At 71.7% G+C, this 18,921-nt stretch carries 21 protein-coding genes; 10 read left to right on the top strand and 11 right to left on the bottom strand.

The window, feature by feature from the left end; genetic code table 11:
- Positions 1 to 58: 58 nt before the first annotated feature.
- Positions 59 to 361, bottom strand: a complete 303-nt coding sequence (locus OGH68_RS16065; RefSeq protein WP_264244673.1) for a DUF2530 domain-containing protein — start codon at positions 359 to 361, stop codon at positions 59 to 61.
- A 234-nt stretch (positions 362 to 595) separates the two neighbouring features.
- On the opposite strand from OGH68_RS16065, the gene OGH68_RS16060 reads away from it, so the two are divergent.
- On the top strand, positions 596 to 2,050 hold the full coding sequence (locus OGH68_RS16060) for an NCS2 family permease (RefSeq protein ID WP_264244672.1): 1,455 nt from the start codon (positions 596 to 598) through the stop codon (positions 2,048 to 2,050).
- 48 nt (positions 2,051 to 2,098) lie between these two features.
- On the opposite strand, the gene OGH68_RS16055 is transcribed toward OGH68_RS16060, so the two are convergent.
- Complete coding sequence (locus OGH68_RS16055) at positions 2,099 to 2,281, bottom strand: ribbon-helix-helix protein, CopG family (RefSeq protein WP_100107792.1); 183 nt, start codon at positions 2,279 to 2,281, stop codon at positions 2,099 to 2,101.
- Positions 2,282 to 2,435: 154 nt separating this feature from the next.
- Here OGH68_RS16055 and OGH68_RS16050 point away from each other — a divergent pair, with 154 nt between their 5' ends.
- From OGH68_RS16050 to thpR, 3 genes are all read left to right on the top strand, one after another.
- Positions 2,436 to 2,885: a MarR family winged helix-turn-helix transcriptional regulator gene (locus tag OGH68_RS16050; protein WP_264244670.1), complete on the top strand. Its 450-nt coding sequence runs from the start codon at positions 2,436 to 2,438 to the stop codon at positions 2,883 to 2,885.
- A gap of 27 nt (positions 2,886 to 2,912) precedes the next feature.
- Positions 2,913 to 4,262: an MFS transporter gene (locus OGH68_RS16045; RefSeq protein WP_264244669.1), complete on the top strand. Its 1,350-nt coding sequence runs from the start codon at positions 2,913 to 2,915 to the stop codon at positions 4,260 to 4,262.
- Positions 4,263 to 4,758: 496 nt separating this feature from the next.
- Positions 4,759 to 5,328 carry an RNA 2',3'-cyclic phosphodiesterase gene (thpR, locus tag OGH68_RS16040; protein WP_264244668.1) on the top strand — a complete coding sequence of 190 codons (570 nt, stop codon included), beginning with the start codon at positions 4,759 to 4,761 and terminating at the stop codon, positions 5,326 to 5,328.
- 136 nt (positions 5,329 to 5,464) lie between these two features.
- Here the strand turns inward: thpR and OGH68_RS16035 are convergent, their stop codons facing one another.
- The 5 genes from OGH68_RS16035 to OGH68_RS16015 form a co-directional block, all read right to left on the bottom strand.
- Positions 5,465 to 6,454 (bottom strand): aldo/keto reductase, encoded by a 990-nt coding sequence (locus OGH68_RS16035; protein WP_264244667.1) that lies wholly within the window; start codon positions 6,452 to 6,454, stop codon positions 5,465 to 5,467.
- 124 nt (positions 6,455 to 6,578) lie between these two features.
- Positions 6,579 to 7,397 carry an endonuclease I family protein gene (locus tag OGH68_RS16030; RefSeq protein ID WP_264244665.1) on the bottom strand — a complete coding sequence of 273 codons (819 nt, stop codon included), beginning with the start codon at positions 7,395 to 7,397 and terminating at the stop codon, positions 6,579 to 6,581.
- A 260-nt stretch (positions 7,398 to 7,657) separates the two neighbouring features.
- Complete coding sequence (locus OGH68_RS16025) at positions 7,658 to 10,492, bottom strand: FG-GAP-like repeat-containing protein (protein WP_264244664.1); 2,835 nt, start codon at positions 10,490 to 10,492, stop codon at positions 7,658 to 7,660.
- A 105-nt stretch (positions 10,493 to 10,597) separates the two neighbouring features.
- Complete coding sequence (locus OGH68_RS16020; RefSeq protein WP_264244663.1) at positions 10,598 to 11,215, bottom strand: Uma2 family endonuclease; 618 nt, start codon at positions 11,213 to 11,215, stop codon at positions 10,598 to 10,600.
- A gap of 91 nt (positions 11,216 to 11,306) precedes the next feature.
- Positions 11,307 to 11,849, bottom strand: coding sequence for a MarR family winged helix-turn-helix transcriptional regulator (locus OGH68_RS16015; protein WP_264244662.1), 543 nt, complete (start codon positions 11,847 to 11,849; stop codon positions 11,307 to 11,309).
- A 24-nt stretch (positions 11,850 to 11,873) separates the two neighbouring features.
- Between OGH68_RS16015 and OGH68_RS16010 the strand changes: the two genes are divergently transcribed.
- From OGH68_RS16010 to OGH68_RS15995, 4 genes are all read left to right on the top strand, one after another.
- A complete protein-coding gene (locus tag OGH68_RS16010; protein ID WP_264244660.1) occupies positions 11,874 to 12,383 on the top strand; it encodes a carboxymuconolactone decarboxylase family protein in 510 nt (169 codons plus the stop codon).
- 118 nt (positions 12,384 to 12,501) lie between these two features.
- A complete protein-coding gene (locus OGH68_RS16005; RefSeq protein ID WP_264244659.1) occupies positions 12,502 to 12,978 on the top strand; it encodes a hypothetical protein in 477 nt (158 codons plus the stop codon).
- A 128-nt stretch (positions 12,979 to 13,106) separates the two neighbouring features.
- Entirely contained in the window at positions 13,107 to 13,649 is a 543-nt protein-coding gene (locus OGH68_RS16000) for an HAD domain-containing protein (protein WP_264244657.1), read from the top strand.
- Positions 13,646 to 14,392, top strand: coding sequence for an alpha/beta fold hydrolase (locus OGH68_RS15995; protein ID WP_264244656.1), 747 nt, complete (start codon positions 13,646 to 13,648; stop codon positions 14,390 to 14,392). The genes OGH68_RS16000 and OGH68_RS15995 overlap by 4 nt, the downstream gene beginning before the upstream one ends.
- Before the next feature lie 43 nt (positions 14,393 to 14,435).
- Here OGH68_RS15995 and OGH68_RS15990 read toward each other — a convergent pair whose 3' ends face one another.
- Entirely contained in the window at positions 14,436 to 14,870 is a 435-nt protein-coding gene (locus OGH68_RS15990; RefSeq protein ID WP_264244655.1) for a CBS domain-containing protein, read from the bottom strand.
- A gap of 146 nt (positions 14,871 to 15,016) precedes the next feature.
- Here OGH68_RS15990 and OGH68_RS15985 point away from each other — a divergent pair, with 146 nt between their 5' ends.
- A complete protein-coding gene (locus OGH68_RS15985; protein ID WP_264244654.1) occupies positions 15,017 to 15,433 on the top strand; it encodes an acyl-CoA thioesterase in 417 nt (138 codons plus the stop codon).
- Between the two features lie 226 nt (positions 15,434 to 15,659).
- Here OGH68_RS15985 and OGH68_RS15980 read toward each other — a convergent pair whose 3' ends face one another.
- On the bottom strand, positions 15,660 to 16,139 hold the full coding sequence (locus OGH68_RS15980) for a hypothetical protein (RefSeq protein ID WP_264244653.1): 480 nt from the start codon (positions 16,137 to 16,139) through the stop codon (positions 15,660 to 15,662).
- Between the two features lie 284 nt (positions 16,140 to 16,423).
- On the opposite strand from OGH68_RS15980, the gene OGH68_RS15975 reads away from it, so the two are divergent.
- Positions 16,424 to 17,326 (top strand): alpha/beta hydrolase, encoded by a 903-nt coding sequence (locus tag OGH68_RS15975; RefSeq protein WP_319020211.1) that lies wholly within the window; start codon positions 16,424 to 16,426, stop codon positions 17,324 to 17,326.
- 149 nt (positions 17,327 to 17,475) lie between these two features.
- On the opposite strand, the gene OGH68_RS15970 is transcribed toward OGH68_RS15975, so the two are convergent.
- Together OGH68_RS15970 and OGH68_RS15965 are read right to left on the bottom strand one after the other, a co-directional pair.
- Positions 17,476 to 18,177 carry a GDSL-type esterase/lipase family protein gene (locus OGH68_RS15970; RefSeq protein ID WP_264244652.1) on the bottom strand — a complete coding sequence of 234 codons (702 nt, stop codon included), beginning with the start codon at positions 18,175 to 18,177 and terminating at the stop codon, positions 17,476 to 17,478.
- A gap of 98 nt (positions 18,178 to 18,275) precedes the next feature.
- On the bottom strand, positions 18,276 to 18,887 hold the full coding sequence (locus OGH68_RS15965) for a TetR/AcrR family transcriptional regulator (RefSeq protein WP_264244651.1): 612 nt from the start codon (positions 18,885 to 18,887) through the stop codon (positions 18,276 to 18,278).
- Positions 18,888 to 18,921: the final 34 nt, after the last annotated feature.

The following is an 18,921-nucleotide window of genomic DNA, read 5'->3' as shown; positions in this document are numbered from 1 at the left end:
AGATCAGACCGGGGTAGGACGCGAATGGTCCCTGGGCACTACGTGCCTCCGGGGTGCCTCAGGCGGGCGTGCCCGGCTCCCGGGGCTCGGCGTCGTCGGCCGCTTCGGCGGCCCGTGCGCGCTTGATCGCCGCGTCGCGGCTGCGGACGTACCAGATGCCGATGAGCCCGAGGCCCGCGCCGGCCAGGCAGGTCCACACCCACCACGTCAGATCGCGGTCGTGGAACCAGCCGTAGAAGGGGACCTGCACGAGGAACATCACGAACCAGAGGATCGTGCCGCCGGTGATGGTGGCGACGATCGGCCCCTCAAGGGGTTCGGGTGCCTCGTGACGGGGGGATCCCGATGAAGGACGGATCATGCGGACAGTGTAGGTCGCGGTCCGGGTTCGTCCCGGGCCGGTCCCGGGCCGCTCCCGAGGCGGTCGCGAGGCGGTCGCGAGGTGACCCTGGGCGGTCCCTCGCAGGGGTCTACGCGCGGAGATACCGATCTTCCCTATATATGTTCATACTGAACGAGTTTGCGTCCGACCGGTTTCGTTCGTATGAACCTCCAGGGAACCGGCAAAATCATCCCCGTCACGAGGTCATTCCGCATGTCCCCCACGGCCACCGCCGAGGTCGAATCCCCCGGCCTGCCGCCCACGCCCCCGGAGCCCACCGGCGGCGTGGACCGCTTCTTCAAGATCTCGGAGCGCGGCTCCACCGTCGCCCGCGAGGTCCGGGGCGGATTCGCCACCTTCTTCGCGATGGCGTACATCCTCGTGCTGAACCCGATCATTCTCGGCAGCGCCAAGGACATGTACGGGCACCAGCTCGACGGCGGCCAGCTGGTCACCGCCACCGTGCTGACGGCGGCGTTCTCGACGCTGCTGATGGGCGTCATCGGCAACGTCCCGATCGCGCTCGCGGCCGGCCTCGGCGTGAACACGGTCGTCGCCCTCCAGCTCGCGCCCCAGATGGCCTGGGCGGACGCCATGGGCATGGTGGTCCTCGCCGGTTTCGTGGTGATGCTGCTGGTGGCCACCGGGCTGCGCGAGCGCGTGATGAACGCCGTGCCGCTCGGCCTGCGGAAGGCCATCGCGATCGGCATCGGCCTGTTCATCATGCTCATCGGCCTGGTGGACTCCGGCTTCGTCACCCGTATCCCCGACGCCGCCCACACCACCGTCCCGCTGCAGCTCGGCACCGGCGGTCATCTGCTCGGCTGGCCGGTCCTCGTCTTCGCCATCGGCACGCTGCTCACCCTCGCGCTGATCATCCGCAAGGTGCCGGGCGCGATCCTGATCTCGATCGTCGTGATGACGGTCGTCGCGATGGCCGTCCACGCCGTCGCCGACGTCGAGTCCTGGGGCCTGACCACGCCCGAGTGGCCCGGCAACCCGGTCTCGACGCCCGACTTCGGGCTGTTCTTCGAGGTCAGCCTGTTCGGCGGCTTCGAGAAGGTCGGCCTGCTGACCGGTGCCCTGTTCGTCTTCACCGTGCTGCTGTCCTGTTTCTTCGACGCGATGGGCACGATCCTCGCCGTCGGCGACGAGGCGAATCTCATGGACAAGGAAGGCAACTACCCGGGCATCAACCGGGTGCTGGTCGTCGACGGCCTCGCCGTCGCCGCGGGCGGTGCCACCTCGTGCTCCGCCAACACCTGCTTCGTGGAGTCCACGGCCGGTGTCGGCGAGGGCGCGCGCACGGGGCTGTCGTCGGTCGTCACGGGTCTGCTGTTCTCGCTGGCGCTGTTCCTCACGCCGCTCGCCACGATGGTCCCGTCCCAGGCGGCGACCCCCGCCCTGGTGGCGGTCGGCTTCCTGATCCTGGCCGGGTCGATCAAGGACATCGACTGGAGCGACTACACGATCGCCGCGCCCGCGTTCCTGGCGCTGGTGATGATGCCGTTCACCTACTCGATCACCCACGGCATCGGCATCGGCTTCATCGCCTTCAGTGTGCTGCGGCTCGCGGCGGGGCGCGGGCGCGAGGTGCCCGCGGCGATGTACGTCGTGTCGGCGGTGTTCGTCTTCTCGTACGCCATGCCGGCGCTGGGGCTCACGTAGTCCCGTCGCGCCGTCGCGCCGTCGCGCCGTCGCGCGTCGCCTCGCGCTTCAGGTGACGTCGTAGAACTTCTCCGTCTCGTCGACGGCCGCCTTGAAGCGCTCGTCGAAGTCGTCGCGAATGAGCGTCCGGACCACATAGTCCTGGACGCTCATTTGCCGTTTCGCCGCATGCTGCCGGATCCGGTCGAGCAACTCACCGTCCATCCGCAGGCTGAGCACTGTCGATCCCATGCGCATCAGGGTCGCCGCACTCCGGCCGCCCCGGCGTCACTTTCCGGATGTGTCTCACTCATATGGGTGACGTGTGCATCTTCCCCGTGACCGACTGAGCGACCGGCCCGGTGGCGCCTTTCTTTAGACTGGGTAATGAGTTATGCTAATGAACATGCCTGACCTGTCCCACGGCACGGACGCCGCAGACGTCGCCGCCGTGAACTCCCTGCGCTCCGCCGTCATGCGGCTGGGCCGCCGTCTGAAGCACCAGCGCGTCGACGAGACGCTGAGTCCCACCGAGATGTCGGTACTCGGCACCCTCGCCCGCTGCGGCTCGGCCACCCCCGGTGAGCTGGCCCGCAAGGAGCACGTGCAGCCGCCGTCGATGACCCGGATCGTCGCGCTTCTCGAAGCCAAGGGACTGGTCCGGCTCGAGCCGCACCCCGACGACCGCCGGCAGAAGGTGGTCACCCAGACCGAACGGGCCGAGACCATGCTCGAGGAGTCCCGCCGCAAGCGGAACGCCTGGCTGGCCGCGCTCGCCGAAGGCCTGGACGACGAGGAGTGGGCGAAGCTGCGCGCAGCCGCCCCCGTCCTGGAGAAGCTCGCGCATCTGCAATGACCGCCGACGCCGAGGAGGCGAACCCCTTTGAGTACGGGATCCGGAGCAGACTCCGCCCCCGCACCGACCGACCCCGACACCCTGACCGCCCGGCCTGCCCGTAAGCAGAGCATGTTCAGCTCGCTGAAGATCCGTAACTACCGGCTCTTCGCGACAGGACAGGTCGTCTCCAACACCGGCACCTGGATGCAGCGCATCGCCCAGGACTGGCTGGTGCTCAGCCTGACCGGATCGGCGTCCGCCGTCGGCATCACCATCGCGCTGCAGTTCCTGCCCATGCTTCTCTTCGGCCTCTACGGCGGGGTGCTCGCGGACCGGCTGCCCAAGCGGCAGTTGCTGCTCGCCACCCAGGCCGCGATGGGCCTCACCGGCCTGGCGCTCGCCGTGCTCACGCTCAGCGGACACGTCCAGGTCTGGCACGTCTACCTGACGGCGTTCCTACTCGGCCTCGTCACCGTCGTCGACAACCCGGCGCGGCAGTCGTTCGTCGCCGAGATGGTCGGCCCCGACCAGCTGCGCAACGCCGTCTCGCTCAACTCCGCGAACTTCCAGTCCGCACGGCTCGTCGGACCGGCGGTCGCCGGTGTGCTGATCACCGCGGTCGGCAGCGGGTACGCGTTCCTGCTCAACGGCCTGTCGTTCCTCGCGCCCATCGCCGGGCTGCTGATGATGCGCGCCGGTGAACTCCACAAGGTCGAACGCGCCCCGCGCGGCAAGGGCCAGCTGCGCGAGGGCCTCAGGTACGTCGCCGGCCGGCCCGAGCTGATCTGGCCGATCGTCCTCGTGGGCTTCATCGGCACCTTCGGCTTCAACTTCCCGATCTGGCTCTCCGCGTTCGTCGACGACGTCTTCCACGGCGACGCGGGTACATACGGCCTGCTCAACACCCTGATGGCCGCCGGTTCCCTGGCCGGCGCCCTGCTCGCCGCCCGGCGCGGCACGTCGAGGCTGCGGCTGCTGGTCGGCGCGGCGGTGCTGTTCGGAGTGCTGGAGATCGTGACGGCCTTCGCCCCGGCCTTCTGGATCTTCGCGGTGATGATGGTCCCGATCGGCATGTTCGGCCTGACGGTCAACGTCACGGCCAACTCCAGCGTCCAGATGGCGACGGATCCGCTGATGCGGGGCCGGGTCATGAGCCTGTTCATGATGGTCTTCACCGGCGGTACGCCGCTGGGCGCGCCGCTCGTCGGCTGGATCACGGACACCTACGGCGCGCGCGTCGGCTTCGCCGCGGGCGGCGCGGTGGCCGCGGCGGCGGCGGCCGGCGTCGGCCTGATGCTGGCGCGTGTCGGCGGCCTGCGGCTGTCGGTCGGCTGGTACGGGGGGCACCCGCGGGTGCGGTTCGTGGAACGGGAGCGGTTGGTGACGGCGGCGTAGCGCGCTGCGGCGCGCGGGTCGGGGGCCGCTGCGCGGGGCTGGTCCCCTACCCGCCCCTTCCCGAACCGGGCTCCGCCCGGACCCGTTTCCGGAGGGCTCCGCCCCCGGGCCCCCGCGCCTCAAACGCCGGCGGGGCTGGAACTTGCCGGTCTTGTCGGGGCTCCGCCCCGAACCCGGCGCCTCAATCGCCGGCGGGGCTGGATGTGGCCCGGTGTCCCCGCGCTTCAAGCGCCGGCGGGGCTGGATGTGCCCGCCCGGCGGGCTGGTGCCGCGCAGCGGCAATTTGAGCCCGGCTGGGGGTACCTCCCACGGCCGCCAGGCCGTAGGGGGAGATTGAGGCCACCGCGCGAAGCCGGTACGGGGTCCGGGGCGGAGCCCCGAGCACCGCCCGGAGGGCGGACCGGGGTCCGGGGCATGCCCCGACCCCGCGGCGGAGCCGCATATCGGCACAGCGGGCGGGGTGGGGGAAGGGCACGCGCACGTCACACTGGGGGGCATGAGACTCTTCGCCGCCGTACTCCCCACCCCCACGGCCGTCGACGAACTCGCCACCGAGGTCGCCGCCCTGAAGCGGCTGCCCGACGCCGACAGCCTGCGGTGGACCGGTCATGCCGGGTGGCACTTCACGCTCGCGTTCATGGGGGAGATCGGGGACGAGTTCGTTCCCGACCTCCGTGCCCGGCTGGCGCGGGCCGCGCACCGGACGGCGCCGTTCCCGCTGCGGCTGCACCGTGGAGGGCGGTTCGGGAACCGGGCGCTGTGGGTCGGGGCGGCGGGCGGGATCGAGCAGATGCGGCTGCTGGCCGAGCGCGCGGACGCCGCGGCCCGGCGTGCCGGCGTCGAAATGGAGGAGCACCGCCGCTACCAGGCGCACCTCACGATCGCCCGCGCCCGCCTGGCCGCCGACCTGCGCCCGTACGTCGACGCGCTCGACGGCTTCGAGGGCACGGCCTGGGAGGTGGGGCAGCTCGCCCTCGTCCGCAGCAATCTGCCGGTCAGCGGCGTACAGGGCGAGCAGCCGCGGTACGAAGTGGCCGGTTCCTGGCCGCTCGGCGGCGCGGGTTAACCTCGACGGGTGAACCCCAAGACCAGAAACCAGATCATGGCCGCCGCGCTGGTGCTCATGTTCGTGATCGTCGCGGTGGCGGCCGCGGTGGGCCGGTAGGTCCTGCACCGACCCGCCACGGCCGCCGCCGTGCACGTCACCAGGCGAAGGCCTCCGGGGAGGGACCGGGCCCGGGGAAGATCTCGTCCAGGCCCGTGAGCACCTCCTCGGACAGCTCCAGCTCGACCGCCCGCAGCGCGGACGCGAGCTGGTCCGCGGTACGCGGGCCGACGATCGGGCCGGTGACACCCGGCCGGGTCAGCAGCCACGCCAGCGCCGCTTCACCCGGTTCGAGACCGTGCTTGTCGAGCAGGTCCTCGTACGCCTGCACCTGCTCGCGGACGGAGCTGTTGGCGAGCGCGTCGGCGGAGCGTCCGGTCGCCCGGCGCCTGCCCTCGTTCTCCTTCTTGATCACGCCGCCGAGCAGGCCGCCGTGCAGCGGCGACCACGGGATGACCCCGAGGCCGTAGTCCTGCGCGGCGGGGATGACCTCCATCTCGGCGCGGCGCTCGGCGAGGTTGTAGAGGCACTGCTCGCTGACCAGGCCGTACGAACCGAGGCGGCGGGCCGTCTCGTTGGCCTTGGCGATGCCCCAGCCGGGGAAGTTGGAGGAGCCCGCGTAGAGGATCTTGCCCTGCTGGACGAGGACGTCGATCGCCTGCCAGATCTCCTCGAAGGGGGTGCGGCGGTCGATGTGGTGGAACTGGTACAGATCGATGTAGTCGGTCTGCAGCCGCTTCAGCGAAGCGTCCACCGCGCGGCGGATGTTGAGGGCGGAGAGCCGGTCGTGGTTCGGCCACGGGTCGCCGTCGCCGGCCATGTTGCCGTAGACCTTGGTCGCGAGGACGACCTTGTCGCGGCGGCTGCGGTCACCGGCGAACCAGGTGCCGATGATCTCCTCGGTGCGGCCCTTGTTCTCGCCCCAGCCGTAGACGTTGGCGGTGTCGAAGAAGTTGATGCCCGCGCCGAGCGCGGCATCCATGATGGTGTGGCTTGCGGCCTCGTCGGTCTGAGGCCCGAAGTTCATCGTCCCGAGGACGATGCGGCTGACCTTGAGTCCCGTGCGTCCGAGCTGCGTGTACTTCATGAGGCCCTAGCCAACGCCTTCGAGTCCGCTCGAAGCAAGGGCATTCGGGGTCCGGGGCGCGCGCCTCCCGCGGCGCGGCTCGGCAGGGCGCCGCGGGAGGCACGGGAAGAAGTGGCCTTGCGGCCTACCAGATGGCCTCGACCCACTCCGGGTGGTCGATGAACGGGTTCCGGTTGTGCTGGTACCGGTCGTAGATGACCTGGTTGCGGCGCTGCTCGAAGGCGTCCGGCGGGTCCTGCTCGTTCCACTGCTTGAGGACCGACAGTCGGCCGATGTAGGGCTGTGAGCCGTTGCTCACCCGGTCGTTCGGTTCGAGGTCGGCGAAGCCGTCGTCGCCCTCGTAGCGCACGGCCATGTAGAGGATCATGCGGGCGACATCGCCCTTGACCGCGTCGCGGGGCTCGAAGGAGTCCGAGTCGGTGTAGTTGTCCGGGGCGCCGTCGACCTCGCTGCCGCCGAGGTCGAAGTCCTTGTTGCCGCGTATGGAGTTGACCCGCACGTCCGACGGGCGGAGGTGGTGGATGTCGGTGCCGGGGCCGGTCGACGTGCCGAAGTCGCCGTGGGACTTGGCCCAGACGTGTTCGCGGTTCCAGTCGCCGATGTCGCCGCCGTTGTCGTACTTGCTCTGGGATCGACCCGCGTAGATGAGGATCACGTTGGAGGAGTTGTCCGGGTCCTGGTCCGTGTTCCTGAGGGCGTCCCAGACCTGGGAGTAGGACAGTTTCGACTGGTCGCTGATGATCGTGTGCAGCGCGTCCTTGAGCGCCGGCCCGGACTTGCCGAGCGCGTCCTGGTAGTACGTGTCGTCCAGCGTGGTGGCGGAACGATTCGTCGCCGTCTCGGGGGTGGCTGCGGGGGCCGTGGTCGCCACGCAGGTCAGCGCCAGGCCGGCGGCCAGGGCGAGAAGCGTGGACCGGGGGGCGGGCATACGGAGTCGAAGCATGTGGGGGTTCCCTGCTCCTGGGGCGCACCCGCGCCCCAGGGGATCGGCAGAAGAACTGCCCGGCGGCGCGGGTGGCGATCGATGAGGACATCGAAAAGCATTTCAGCGCGGCGCGGAGGTGGGGTGAACATGCCAAGACGGTTGTGTGTACATCGTCATGCGACGGGCGGCAAGAACTTACCCGGTGACGACGCGGAAACGGCTCAGGGCCGGACGCGCGGAGGCGTCCGGTCCTGAGGGGTGAGGCGGTTTCGGCGGTGCTACGGGGCGATCTCGTCGCCCCAGCCCCGGTGGCCGCTCTGCGTGAGACCGGCGTGGTTGGCCATGATCATGGTCGAGCCGGCGGTCCGCAGCCCGGACGAGCTGCCGCGGAGGAACACCGTGGCGCCCTCGAAGAGGTTCTCGCCCGGAGCGCTCACCATCAGATCCGCCCTGCCGTCGCCGGTCATGTCCGCCAGCCGCACCCGGTACCCGAACAGGTCGCTGTCCTCCGCGGCCCCCGGCACGTCGGCGGAGTCCTGTGTCAGCACGTAGGCACCGGTGCCGTCCGGCCCGTTGGCGCGACCGGGAAGGACGGTGACGCTGCCGGCCTCCGCACGTCCGTTCACCCACTTGTTGGGGTCGCCCACGGCGATGTCGTCGATGCCGTCCCCGTCGATGTCGCCGACCGTCACGTCGGTGCCGAACTCGCCGTCAGCGGCGCCCGGGACACCCGGCGTGTCCTGGTGCAGGACGCGCGCGGTCGTCGTGGCGTCGATCCCGGACGCGCTGCCGAACCAGACGGCGACCTGACCGCCCTTGTGGACCGTGGGGCCGTCCGATTCGCTCAGGCTGTAGGGCGCGCCCGCCACCAGGTCGTCGAAGCCGTCGCCGTTCACATCGCCGATGGCCGCGTTGGTCGCGTCGTACGGCAGCCGCTCCGGGGTGTTGCCCGTGCTCTCACCGGGGTTGACGTAGACCGACCCGTCGGAGAGCGGCGCGACGAGCACGTGGTCGGCGGTGCGGTCGCCGTTCAGGTCGCCGGAGGCCGCGCCGACGATGCTCGAGACGGGATTCTGGGGGCGCACCGCGGCGGCCTTACCGTCCCGGGTGAACGGGCCGACCAGGGCAGCCGCACGGTTTCCGACGATCAGCAGCTCGGCGTGGGCGTAGGGCGCGCCGCCCGTGGCGGCCAGGTCGATGCCCAGCCAGTCGCCGTGGCCCGTGAGGTCGAATCCCTGCGACACGTCCACCCCGGTCGCGCCCGACAGGCCGCGCGGGCCGCCCCACACCACGGTGACCATGCCCGCGTCGACGGTCGTGGTGCCGTGGTCCTCGTACGGAGTGGCCACGGCCAGGTCGGCGTAGCCGTCCTCGTCGAAGTCGGCGGACGCGACCGAGTGACCGAACTGGTCGCTCTGCTCGGGGCCGCCCGGAATACCGGGGGACGCCTGCGTGAGTGTCTGGCGGCGCGTGGCGGTGGGACCCGCCGGGCCGCCGTAGAGCACGGTGACCGCGCCCGCCTCGCGTCGGCCGGAGACTTCGGCCAGCGGTGCGCCGACGACCGTGTCGCGGTAGCCGTCGCCGTTGAAGTCGTCCGCGAACCTCTCCTTCGGGCGGGGCTGTTCGGCCGGTGCGCCGAGGGCGGAGCCGAACCAGCCCTGGTTGCTCACGGTGAGCCCGACGGCCGCGGCGGACAGGAACATCGCGCCGGAGGCCGTGACGCCCGACGCGCTGCCGCGCAGCAGAATGATCGCGCCCGAGTCGTTCTCGTCGGGGGCGGCGACGGTCAGGTCCGCCCGGCCGTCGCCGGTGACGTCCATGAGCCGGACGGCGCCGCCGAAGTGGTCGCTCGTCTCGCCGCCACCGGGGACGCCCGCGGAGTTCTGGGACCAGAACTGGGAGCCGGTGGCGGTCAGTCCGGCGGCCGACCCGTACAGCACGGTGACCGCCCCGGCGTCCCGGACACTGCCGAGGGCTTCGCCGGGCGCGCCGACGGCGACGTCCGCGTAACCGTCACCGTTGGTGTCCGAGACCGACACGGAAGCGCCGAAGCGGTCGTTCGCCTCGCCGCCGCCGGGGACACCGGCGGTGTCCTGGTGGAAGACCCCGGGCTGCTGCGCCGGGTCGGGGCCGTTCGGGCCGCCGTACCAGACGGTGATCCGGCCGCCCTTGTGGCCGGTGGGCTTGGCGGCCGACGGGTCGACGGCATCGCCCACGACGAGGTCGCCGTAACCGTCGCCGTCGATGTCGCCGATCGAGGACGCGTCGCCGTCGGCGCCGGTGAGTTCGGTGGTGGTGTAGCCGTCTTCCGGATCGGCGCTCATGCCGCTCCCGTCCCGACGGATGTAGGCGATGGTGCCGCCCGGGTCGCCGGTGATGAGAGACGGGTACAGGCGTTCGGCCGCCCCGTCGCCGCTGAGGTCGCCCGCGACGGTGGTGAACCTGGTGCCGAGGGGCTCGGAGACGTGCCGGGCGGGGGCGCCGGTGCGCTGCACCGGGCCGTAGTAGGTGCTGGTCTCGCGGTGGCCGGTGACGGTGACGTCCGTGTGCCCGTCGCCGTCGAAGTCACCGGTGGCGACGCCCCGGCCGACGTAGCTGTCCTTCAGATACGACGGGAGCGGCAGCCAGGAGGCCCCGCTCAGCCCCTTGGGGCCGCCCCACAGGACGGTCGACCCGCCGACGCGGCCGCGGTCGCCGACCGCCTCGCTCGGGGTGCCGGCGATGACGTCGGTGTAGCCGTCGCCGTCGAGGTCGCCGGTGGCGACGGACCGCCCGAAGGCGTCGCCCGGTTCGGCCGCGCCGGACACTCCGGGGGTGTCCTGGTGGACGATCACGCGCCTGGCGCCGGAGAAGCCGTTCGCCGATCCGTACAGCACGACCACCGCGCCGGCGTTGTCCTTGGTACCGACGTCCGCGAGGGGCGCGCCGACGGCGAGGTCGGCGAAGCCGTCGCCGTTGAAGTCGGCCTGGGTGCCGGTGGGCAGGGCCGCGGGTACGGCCGCCGCGGCGGCGGTGCCGGCGGTGGCGGCGAGCAGTCCACCGGTGAGCGTGGCGACGAGCGTGCCGGCGATGGCGAGGCGGCGTCTCTGGCGGGCTGGTCGTGACGGCGGCACGGCGGGTCGTCCTCCTGGGCCTGGCGGAGCGCGGGGGATGCGTGTGCGGCGCTCGATGACCAGATCGATGAGGGGGACGGCCGGTTGTACACGGGTGGCGATCCGTTACGACACGGTGATCTCCGGGCCGTCGGAGGTCACTCGTGGGGGAAGTCCTGCAGTGGTCAGGGTGAGGCCGACGGGGGTCTTGGTGAGGTCGACGTCCTTGCCGAAGGTGACGATCGTGTCCGACGTGCAGTCACCGTCGCTCGGGTCCGTGTAGAGGTGGCACTTGCGCTGGTACGGGTCCGCGACGAAGTAGACGGGGACACCCGCGGTGGCGTACGCCCGCTTCTTCGGGCCGTAGTCGTTCTGGCCGGTGCCCTTGGAGATGACCTCGGCGACGAACTCGACGTCCTGGTGACGCCAGCGGCCGTCGTCGGTCTTGGCTGCGCCTTCCGCCATCGCTGTCACGTCACTGGCGAAGCCGTTCAAGTGGCCGGGATAGTCGACGCGCACGTCCGACTTCACGCGCTTGCGCGGGTACTTCTCGCGCAGCTGCTCGTAGATGTCCGCGATGATCTGCCAGTGGTTGCCCCTTTGCGGCGACATGAAGACGGCCCCCTCGACGATCTCGACCTTGAATCCTTCGGGGGCGGATTCGAGCCACTGGAACATCTCGTCCAGTGTGCGTTCGTCGCTGTTCTCGGCCATTTCGATCCTGCGCTCGTCCAAGGCGGTCATCGTGGCGCTTCTCCCCGGCTGCCGCAGCCACGCCGGCAACCGCGCGGCAAAACGATACGCACGGTGACCGGGTCACGGCTGTCGAACTGCGTCACGTGCCGCCCAGCCAGCCCGCCGCGTCCAGGCGGAAGCTCTCCGGCCCGGTGACCGTGCGCAGGGCGGATTCTAGGTCGCGCAGGCGGTCGGGGCCGATCGCCCGCGCCCACTCGTCCCGGAGCGCGTCGAAGATCGCGGCCGAGCGGGCCAGCGCGTCCAGGCCGTGCGGGGTGAGGCGGATCAGCTTGCGGCGGGCGTCGGCCGGGTCGGCCGCGCGTTCCGCGTAACCGAGGGCGAGCAGGCGGTCGGCGGTCTTGCCCGCGGCCTGCTTGGAGACGCCGAGGCGGCGGCCGAGGTCGCTGGCGGTGGCGCCGTCCGTGCCGATGGCCTGCATCGCGAAGCCGTGGGCGGGGCGGACGTCGGGGTGGCCCTGGCGGGCGAGTTCGGCGTGCAGCTTGTCGATGAGGGAGCGGAAACCGGCGAAGAGGAGCAGCGGCAGCTCGTAGCCGGGCGGCTCGGGTGCGGCGGGCGGCCCGGATAGCGCCTTGCGCGCTTCGACAACCTGGTTTACGTTTTGCGGGTCGGGTTCGTCAACCATGTTGTCCATTGTAGGAGTGGCCCCATGTTCACCGAGCACACCCTGGACTCCGCGCCGCCCGCCTCCCGCCGAGCCATGGAGTCGACCGTCAAGCGGCTCGGCCATCTGCCGCCCGCCGTCGCCAGGCTGGCCGCCTCCCCGCATCTCCTGGACGGGTTCCTCAGGCTCAGTGCCGCCTTCGAGGCGACGACGCTCGACCCCATGGCCCGGGAGGTGGTCGTGATGACGGTCGCCACGCGTAACGGATGCCATGTCTGCGTGGCCATGCACACCGGCAAGCTGCGTGCGCTCGGCGCGTCCGAGGAGCTGATCGCGGCACTGTGCGAGGAGCGCGCGCTTCACGACGAACGGCTCGAAGCGGTACGGCAGTTCACCCTCGAGGTGTTCCGTACCGCCGGCGCGGTCGGCGACGCGGAACTGCGCGCCTTCCTCGCCCACGGCTTCACCTCGCAGAACGCGCTGGAGGTGGTCATGGGCATCGGTACGTACACGATGTCGACGTTCGCCAACCGTCTGACGCGGGCCGAGCTCTGAGAGGGACGGGATCCGGCCGTTGTGGTGCCTGACGGCTGTGTCCCTCTTCCCTTCCGGGGTCCCTCGTGCCGCAATGCCACCACCAGCCCGTGACCCCCACACGAAGGCGGATCCCCCCATGAAGACCACCGAGCGAACCACCCTGAAGCGCAGCGGCCTCGGCGTCCTCGGCGTGCTGGCCGCGACCACCCTCGCCATGGCGCCCGTCGCACACGCGGTGACGCCGGAGACGGCAACGTTGTCGTTCGACTGCGGCTCGTACGGCTCCGGCACGGCCACGCTCAAGGCCACGCAGGACGGCACGGCCGCGACCATCGAGGTCTCCACGGACGCCATCACCGCTCCCATCCCCATCGGGGCGAACTCCGTCCGGTCCACGCTCACGCTGGACAAGAACGGCACCGGCACGACGACGTTCACCGGCAGTTCCAACCCCGCGATCCCGGCCGGCGGCGCCGTTTCCACAGGTCCGCTCGACGGCACGGTCGCGGCGGGCGACAGCCTCGAGGCGAAGTCCCTCACGGTGGTGGTCTTCGGCATCACGGCCGAGTGCACGGCGACGTCCCCGCAGAACCCGGGACCGTTCGTCTTCTGACGCCTGCCCGACCACGACCGGTCCCGACGCGCAAGGTCCACGACGCGCACGTCCCCGTCCGTCCCGCCCTGATCCGGCCCGGTCCTCGTCCCCACCGAGGGCCGGGCCGGCCCCGCTAGCCTGCAGATGTGTCCACTTCAGCGCCGCGTCCGCTGCTCTTCCTCGACGTGGACGGGCCGCTCATCCCGTTCGGCGGGGTGCCGCGGCAGTATCCGGCCCGGGGCGAAGAGCCGGATCCCGACCCCTGCGGGCCCGGCCGGAATCCGCTGCTCTCGCGTATCGACCCCTCGCACGGGCCCCGGCTGGCGGCCCTGCCGTGCGAGCTGGTCTGGGCGACGACCTGGATGGCCGACGCCAACGAGTGCGTCGCGCCGAGGCTCGGACTGCCGCCGTTGCCCGTGGTGGCCTGGCCGGAGCGGTCCGCCACCGACGAGCAGGACGCACGCGACGGGCTGCACTGGAAGACCCGCACCCTCGTCGAACGGGCAGCGGGACGCCCCTTCGCCTGGGTCGACGACGAGATCACCGACACCGACCGGGCCTGGGTCGCGACGCACCACCGCCGACCGGCCCTGCTGCGGCGCGTCGACGCGCGACTCGGTCTGACGGACGCCGACTTCGCCGCTCTCGGCGCCTGGCTGTCGGACGTCTCCACTACGTTGCCGCCATGACGGAATTCGTACTCGTGGCAGGGGCGTGGCTCGGAGCGTGGGCGTGGGACGACGTGGTGCCGCGACTGCGCGCAGCGGGCCACGGAGCGCACCCGTTGACGCTGTCAGGTCTCGCGGACAAGCAGGGCGTGGCCGCCGGGCAGCAGACCCATGTGCGGGACATCGTCGACGAGGTCGAGCGGCTGGACCTGAGGGACGTCGTCCTGGTCGGCCACAGCTACTCGGGCATTCCCGTCGGCCAGGCCGCCGAGCGGATCGGCGACCGGCTGGCGCGTGTGGTCTTCGTCGACTCCGACGTACCGGCCGACGGAGAGTCGTTCGCCTCCGGCTGGTGGCAGGGCCCGGCGAAACTGGAGGCCGCGATCGCGGACAACGGCGGCTTCTGGGCTCCGCTGACCGCCGCCGAGTGCGACGGACAGGGCCTCACCGACGAGCAGACCACGCGCCTCGTGGGCGGCGCGACACCGCACCCGGGCGCCACCCTCACCGAACCGGCCGTCCTGGCGCGCCCGCTCGACGGACTTCCGGCGACCTACGTCAAGTGCCTGCTCGACGGCCCCGAACCGGCGGACGACGTGGCCGTGCTGCTCACCGGCGAGAACTGGCGGCTGGTCGAGATGGACACCGGCCACTGGCCGATGTTCTCCCGGCCCGCCGAACTCGCCCGGATCCTTCTCGAAGCAGCGGGGGACCAGCGACGCGCAGCCGACCTCACCGCGCCCGTGCGAGGGCGGGCGCGGTGACGCGGCGTACGGGAGCGCCCCCGTCGCACGGCAGCGGTGGCCGCTACGCCTCCGCGTACACGCGGGTCGCGAACTCCGCGATCTGCTCGTCGCTCAGGTTCTTGGCGACATTCGCCTCCGTGATCATGCCCACCAGACGGTGACCGCCGGCCACGTCGATCACCGGCAGGCGCTTGACGTGGTTGTTCTCCATGGCCGCCAGCACCTCGGAGGCGTCCGCCTCCGCGTCGATCCAGTGCAGCTCGCCGCCCAGGGAACCCGCCTGCACCTCTGCCGGGTCCACGCCCTCGGCGCAGCAGGTGATGACGATGTCCCGGTCGGTCACCAGGCCCGTGAGCCTGTTGTTGTCACCGCAGATCGGCAGGGCTCCGACGCCCAGGTCCCGCATCATTTTGGCCGCCTCGTGGAGCGACTGATGCGCACCGACGCACTTGGCACCGCTGGTCATGATGTCCTTGGCTCGCAGCTCTCCGGCCATGAGGCCTCCCCTCGCGGGAATGTGGAATGCATCCGACGCCACGACGGGTGCCCAGCGAGCACGCGTCGAAAAGTCTCCGGCACGGTGCGACGCGGCGTCGGTCCGGCGCAGGGAATAGCGGGCCATGTCCTGTTGTTGGCGCGCGCATGACCTTCTTCGCCGACGTGACCGTGCGGGGCTACGAGCTCGACACACAGGGGCACCTGAACCAGGCCGTCTATCTCCAGTACGCCGAGCACGCACGCTGGGAACTGCTGCGTGCGGCGGGCCTTCCCCAGGAGAAGCTGCTCGCCAGTGGCGTGGGCCCGGTCGCGCTCGAAGTGACGGTCAAGTACCTGCGCGAGCTGCGCGGCGGCGACGAGGTGCGGGTGACGTGCCGGTTCGTCTACGGGGAGGGCAAGACCTTCACGGTCGAGCAGCAGATCGTCAAGGACGACGGCACGGTCGCCGCGGAGATCTCCGGCGTGGCGGGCATGCTCGACCTCACCACGCGTCGGCTGATCGCCGATCCGCGGGGGCACCTGGCCGCCCTGGCCGACAACCCGGACCTGCTCACCGGCTGACATCCGCGGCGGTCGACGCGTTTCGCACCAGGCGCCGCGGCGGACCTGACCCCGCACCGGCGGGCGCGGCGGACCCGCACCCCCGACCCTGGGGGCGGCAGGGCCCCGGCCGGGTCCGTCGCGATGACGGCGCTCCGGACGGACTACGACCGGGCCTGCCTGGCTGCCTGTCACTCACCGCCGGTGCGGCGATCCCGCCGCCGCGCGGTGGGGGATGTCCCCGACCTCAGCCGCGAGCGAGGCAGAGGGACGCCGTCAGCACGTCCTTCTCGTCGGGCACGCTCGCGGACACGGTCTTGTCCATCGACGTGCCCGGCAGATCACCCGAGGACGCGGAGCCCTGGAAGCGGGCTGTCATGCTGCCGCCCTCGGTGCCGGCGCCGACCCGCACGACCACGCCTGACGAACCGCTCGGGCAGGGCAGCGTCTCGACGACCGGAGTGAGGTTCGGCATGGAGACCGTGACGGAGAGCGTGCCGGTCACGGTGCTGGGGCCGGTCGCGACGGTGACGCACTTGCTCACGGCGCCCGACGCGCACAGCTCCGCGACCTCGGTGCCGGGGACGACCAGGGCGACGGACTGGTCGACCGACTTCTCGGCCGCGGTCGTGGCGCCCGCGCCGGTGGCGGCGGCGACGGTCCCGACGAGGGCGAGGGCAAGGGTGAAGGACGCGGCGAGGGCGCCTGTACGGGTGTTGTGCGACATCGTTGACTCCATTTGTGGGAGTGGTCGGGGAACGACCTTTGAAGGTTGCACCAAGTGACGAATCTACTACGCGCCGTCACCGTGGGAAGTCTGGAGTCGGGCCGCCGCATGGTCAACAGCACCTTTCCGTCGCCGTCCGAAAGCGGCCGCCCGACCACTCCGCGATGGCAACTTCCTGACGCGGCACGGGAGTACGCCGCACCGCCGGGAACGGGCCCGTCCGGAACCAGCGGCCTCGCAGATTCGTTGGCGCAAGCGCCGGACGCAGATCTGGAGGGGAAGTCGTGGACGACGCGGTTGCCAAGGCCGTCGGGGCGCTGGTCCCTGGCGGGGCGCTACGGGGTGAACTGGACCGCTACGGAAGGGCGTTGCGCTGGATCGAGGCGGGCAAGGGCGGGCCGGCGGTCGTGCTGGAGGCGGCGAGCGGTACGCCGTCGCTGACGTGGGCTCCGGTGCTGGCACCGCTCGCCCGCTGCACCAGGGTCGTCGCCTACGACCGGGCGGGGCTCGGCGCGAGCGACCCGGTGCATCGGCTCTCCCTCGACTCGGCGGTCGAGGATCTGGCCGCGTTGCTGTCCCGGGCGGGCGACGGCCCGTGCGTGGTCGTCGGCCACAGCTGGGGCGGCCTGCTGGCGCAGCTGGTCGCGTGGGCCGAACCGGGCCTGGTGGCAGGGCTCGTACTGCTCGATCCGGCGCACGAGGAGTTCCAGCCGTGGCTCGGCCGCGTCGCCGAAGGGATGCACGCGCGTCAGCTCGCGGCCCGAACCGCTCTCCGGCTCACCGGCCGGTCGAGGCACCGGCACGCCCTGCGTGAGGCCGCCCGCACGGCCGACGACCCGCGCGTCCGGGACCTGCTGGTCGACGCGTGGCTCGCCGCCTCGGGCGGCAGGCAGCAGGTCCGTTCCGCCGTGGGCGAGAACCGGATGATCAACGAGGCGGCGGCCGAGATCCGGCGCCGCCGCGCCGCGTCGAGCCTGCCGGACGTGCCCGTGACCGTCCTGAGCGCGAGCCGCGGCATGCCGGACGGCATGCGACGGCGGTGGACCGAACTGCAGAAGTCCGTCGCCCTGTCGGCCCCGGCGGGTGAACACTCGGTGGTCCCGGCGGCGGGCCACCACTTCCACAGCAGCCGACCCGACGTCGTCACGCAGGCCGTATTGGACGTCCTGGCACGGGCGGGGCGGTAGCGCGGCGGCATCGAACGGCGCACCTCGGCACAAGGGCGGCGTCGCAGCCGGGTCAGGTCGCGGCCGGCCCACGGCGGTCGAGGCCGGGCCGGGTCGGGGGCGAGGCAGGGCGGTTGAGGCCGAGTCGGGTCGGGGTAGGGCGCGGCGGGTCAGGTCGGGGTCGGGGCGGGGCAGGGCGCGGCGTACGCCCCGCCCAGTCCCCACGCCTGGTGCATCGCCGTCGCGAAGGCCCCGGCCAGTTTGATCTCGCCCGTCGGGCCGGGGTGGGTGCCGTCGTAGGTGTCGGTGTGGATGTCGTACGACGCCGGGTGCGAGGCGAGCAGGATCGGGGACGCGGGCGTGTCCAGATCGGCGACCGCCTTGGCGAGCAGCACGTTGAAGCGCAGGCACTCGGCGGCGAACGGCGCGTCGGACTCGGCGCGGACGTTCGGGATGACGGGGAGCAGGACCATCCGGACGTGCGGGTTGGCGAGGCGGGCCTCGGCGATGAACGCGCGGGCGTTCGCCGCCGTCTGGTCGCTGTTCGTGTAGAAGCCAAGGTCTATCAGGCCGAGCGAGACCAGCAGGACGTCGGCCCGCTCGGTGGCGACCGTCTCGCGGATCACGGGCGCCATGTGCAGCCAGCCCTCGCCCCATCCGGCCAGGTGCCGGCGGGCGTCCGCGGGGAAGGCGGGGTCGGCGTAGGCGTGGGACACGGGCGCGTCCGCGACGATGTCGTACAGCTCGCGGCGCGGCCCGACGATCTCGAAGGGCACACCGGTCGAGACGAGGTGCTGCCACATGCGGTAGCGCCAGCTGTGGTCACCGGCACTTCCGATGGTCATGGAATCGCCGACGAACAGAAAGCGCATGGGCGCCATCATCGCCGAACCCGCCGGTAACCCGGCACCTGTCGGCGATGTGAGGCTGAACACGGGCGGTGGTCTGCCGCGGCCCGTCAGCGCCGGGATCAACTCTCGGCCCGGGGCCTGCCGCTGCCCGTCAGTGCCGGGATCAGCCGGCCGATCTGCTCGCGCGGGTCGGGGTCGGCGGAGGACCAGGTCGTCATCAGCAGATGGTGGACCGTGCCGACGAGCGCGAGGGCGACGGCCTCCGGGTCCAGTTCGCCGGCGACCCGGCCGGCGCGCCGCTCGGCGCGCAGGTAGGCGGCGACCGACTCCTGGACGGCGGCGAATCCCGGCGCTCCGGCGGCCATCGCGTCGCGGAAGCGCAGCGCGGCGCCCGGCCGGGTGAGCGCCACGGCGGCGAGGGCCGGGCCGGCGGAGTCGAGCAGGGCGGAGGCGACGGCGGTCAGATTGGCGGTGACGGTGTCCTGGCCCGCCCGGGCGGGGAGCTCCGCGGCCAGCGCGGCCGTGCGGGCGAACCGGTCCAGGACCAGTTCCGCGACGAACTCGTCGAGCCCGCCGGGGAAGTGGGCGTGCAGCAGCCCCTTCGAGCAGTCCGCCTCGTCGGTGACTGCCCGGCTGGTCAGGGCGCCGGGACCGCCCTGGGTCACGACGCGTTCGGCTGCCGCGAAGAGACGCTCGCGGGCATCGGGGACGGCTACTCCACGGGGTGACATTCGAGACCTTCCGGACTTCGGTGGTGTCGCGGTG

It is taken from the genome of Streptomyces peucetius (genome assembly GCF_025854275.1).
In the GTDB taxonomy this organism is placed as follows: Bacteria; Actinomycetota; Actinomycetes; order Streptomycetales; family Streptomycetaceae; genus Streptomyces; species Streptomyces peucetius_A.
Note: the sequence above shows the minus strand (reverse complement) of the source record. Positions and strands in the feature narration are given on the sequence as shown.

What these genes read in the sequence shown, in the direction of transcription:
- OGH68_RS16065 (WP_264244673.1), bottom strand. Translation starts at nt 361, where the DNA reads ATGATCCGTCCTTCATCGGGATCCCCCCGTCACGAGGCACCCGAACCC.
- OGH68_RS16060 (WP_264244672.1), top strand. Translation starts at nt 596, where the DNA reads ATGTCCCCCACGGCCACCGCCGAGGTCGAATCCCCCGGCCTGCCGCCC.
- OGH68_RS16055 (WP_100107792.1), bottom strand. Translation starts at nt 2,281, where the DNA reads ATGGGATCGACAGTGCTCAGCCTGCGGATGGACGGTGAGTTGCTCGAC.
- OGH68_RS16050 (WP_264244670.1), top strand. Translation starts at nt 2,436, where the DNA reads ATGCCTGACCTGTCCCACGGCACGGACGCCGCAGACGTCGCCGCCGTG.
- thpR (WP_264244668.1), top strand. Translation starts at nt 4,759, where the DNA reads ATGAGACTCTTCGCCGCCGTACTCCCCACCCCCACGGCCGTCGACGAA.
- OGH68_RS16035 (WP_264244667.1), bottom strand. Translation starts at nt 6,454, where the DNA reads ATGAAGTACACGCAGCTCGGACGCACGGGACTCAAGGTCAGCCGCATC.
- OGH68_RS16030 (WP_264244665.1), bottom strand. Translation starts at nt 7,397, where the DNA reads ATGCTTCGACTCCGTATGCCCGCCCCCCGGTCCACGCTTCTCGCCCTG.
- OGH68_RS16020 (WP_264244663.1), bottom strand. Translation starts at nt 11,215, where the DNA reads ATGACCGCCTTGGACGAGCGCAGGATCGAAATGGCCGAGAACAGCGAC.
- OGH68_RS16015 (WP_264244662.1), bottom strand. Translation starts at nt 11,849, where the DNA reads ATGGTTGACGAACCCGACCCGCAAAACGTAAACCAGGTTGTCGAAGCG.
- OGH68_RS16010 (WP_264244660.1), top strand. Translation starts at nt 11,874, where the DNA reads ATGTTCACCGAGCACACCCTGGACTCCGCGCCGCCCGCCTCCCGCCGA.
- OGH68_RS16005 (WP_264244659.1), top strand. Translation starts at nt 12,502, where the DNA reads ATGAAGACCACCGAGCGAACCACCCTGAAGCGCAGCGGCCTCGGCGTC.
- OGH68_RS15995 (WP_264244656.1), top strand. Translation starts at nt 13,646, where the DNA reads ATGACGGAATTCGTACTCGTGGCAGGGGCGTGGCTCGGAGCGTGGGCG.
- OGH68_RS15990 (WP_264244655.1), bottom strand. Translation starts at nt 14,870, where the DNA reads ATGGCCGGAGAGCTGCGAGCCAAGGACATCATGACCAGCGGTGCCAAG.
- OGH68_RS15985 (WP_264244654.1), top strand. Translation starts at nt 15,017, where the DNA reads ATGACCTTCTTCGCCGACGTGACCGTGCGGGGCTACGAGCTCGACACA.
- OGH68_RS15980 (WP_264244653.1), bottom strand. Translation starts at nt 16,139, where the DNA reads ATGTCGCACAACACCCGTACAGGCGCCCTCGCCGCGTCCTTCACCCTT.
- OGH68_RS15970 (WP_264244652.1), bottom strand. Translation starts at nt 18,177, where the DNA reads ATGCGCTTTCTGTTCGTCGGCGATTCCATGACCATCGGAAGTGCCGGT.
- OGH68_RS15965 (WP_264244651.1), bottom strand. Translation starts at nt 18,887, where the DNA reads ATGTCACCCCGTGGAGTAGCCGTCCCCGATGCCCGCGAGCGTCTCTTC.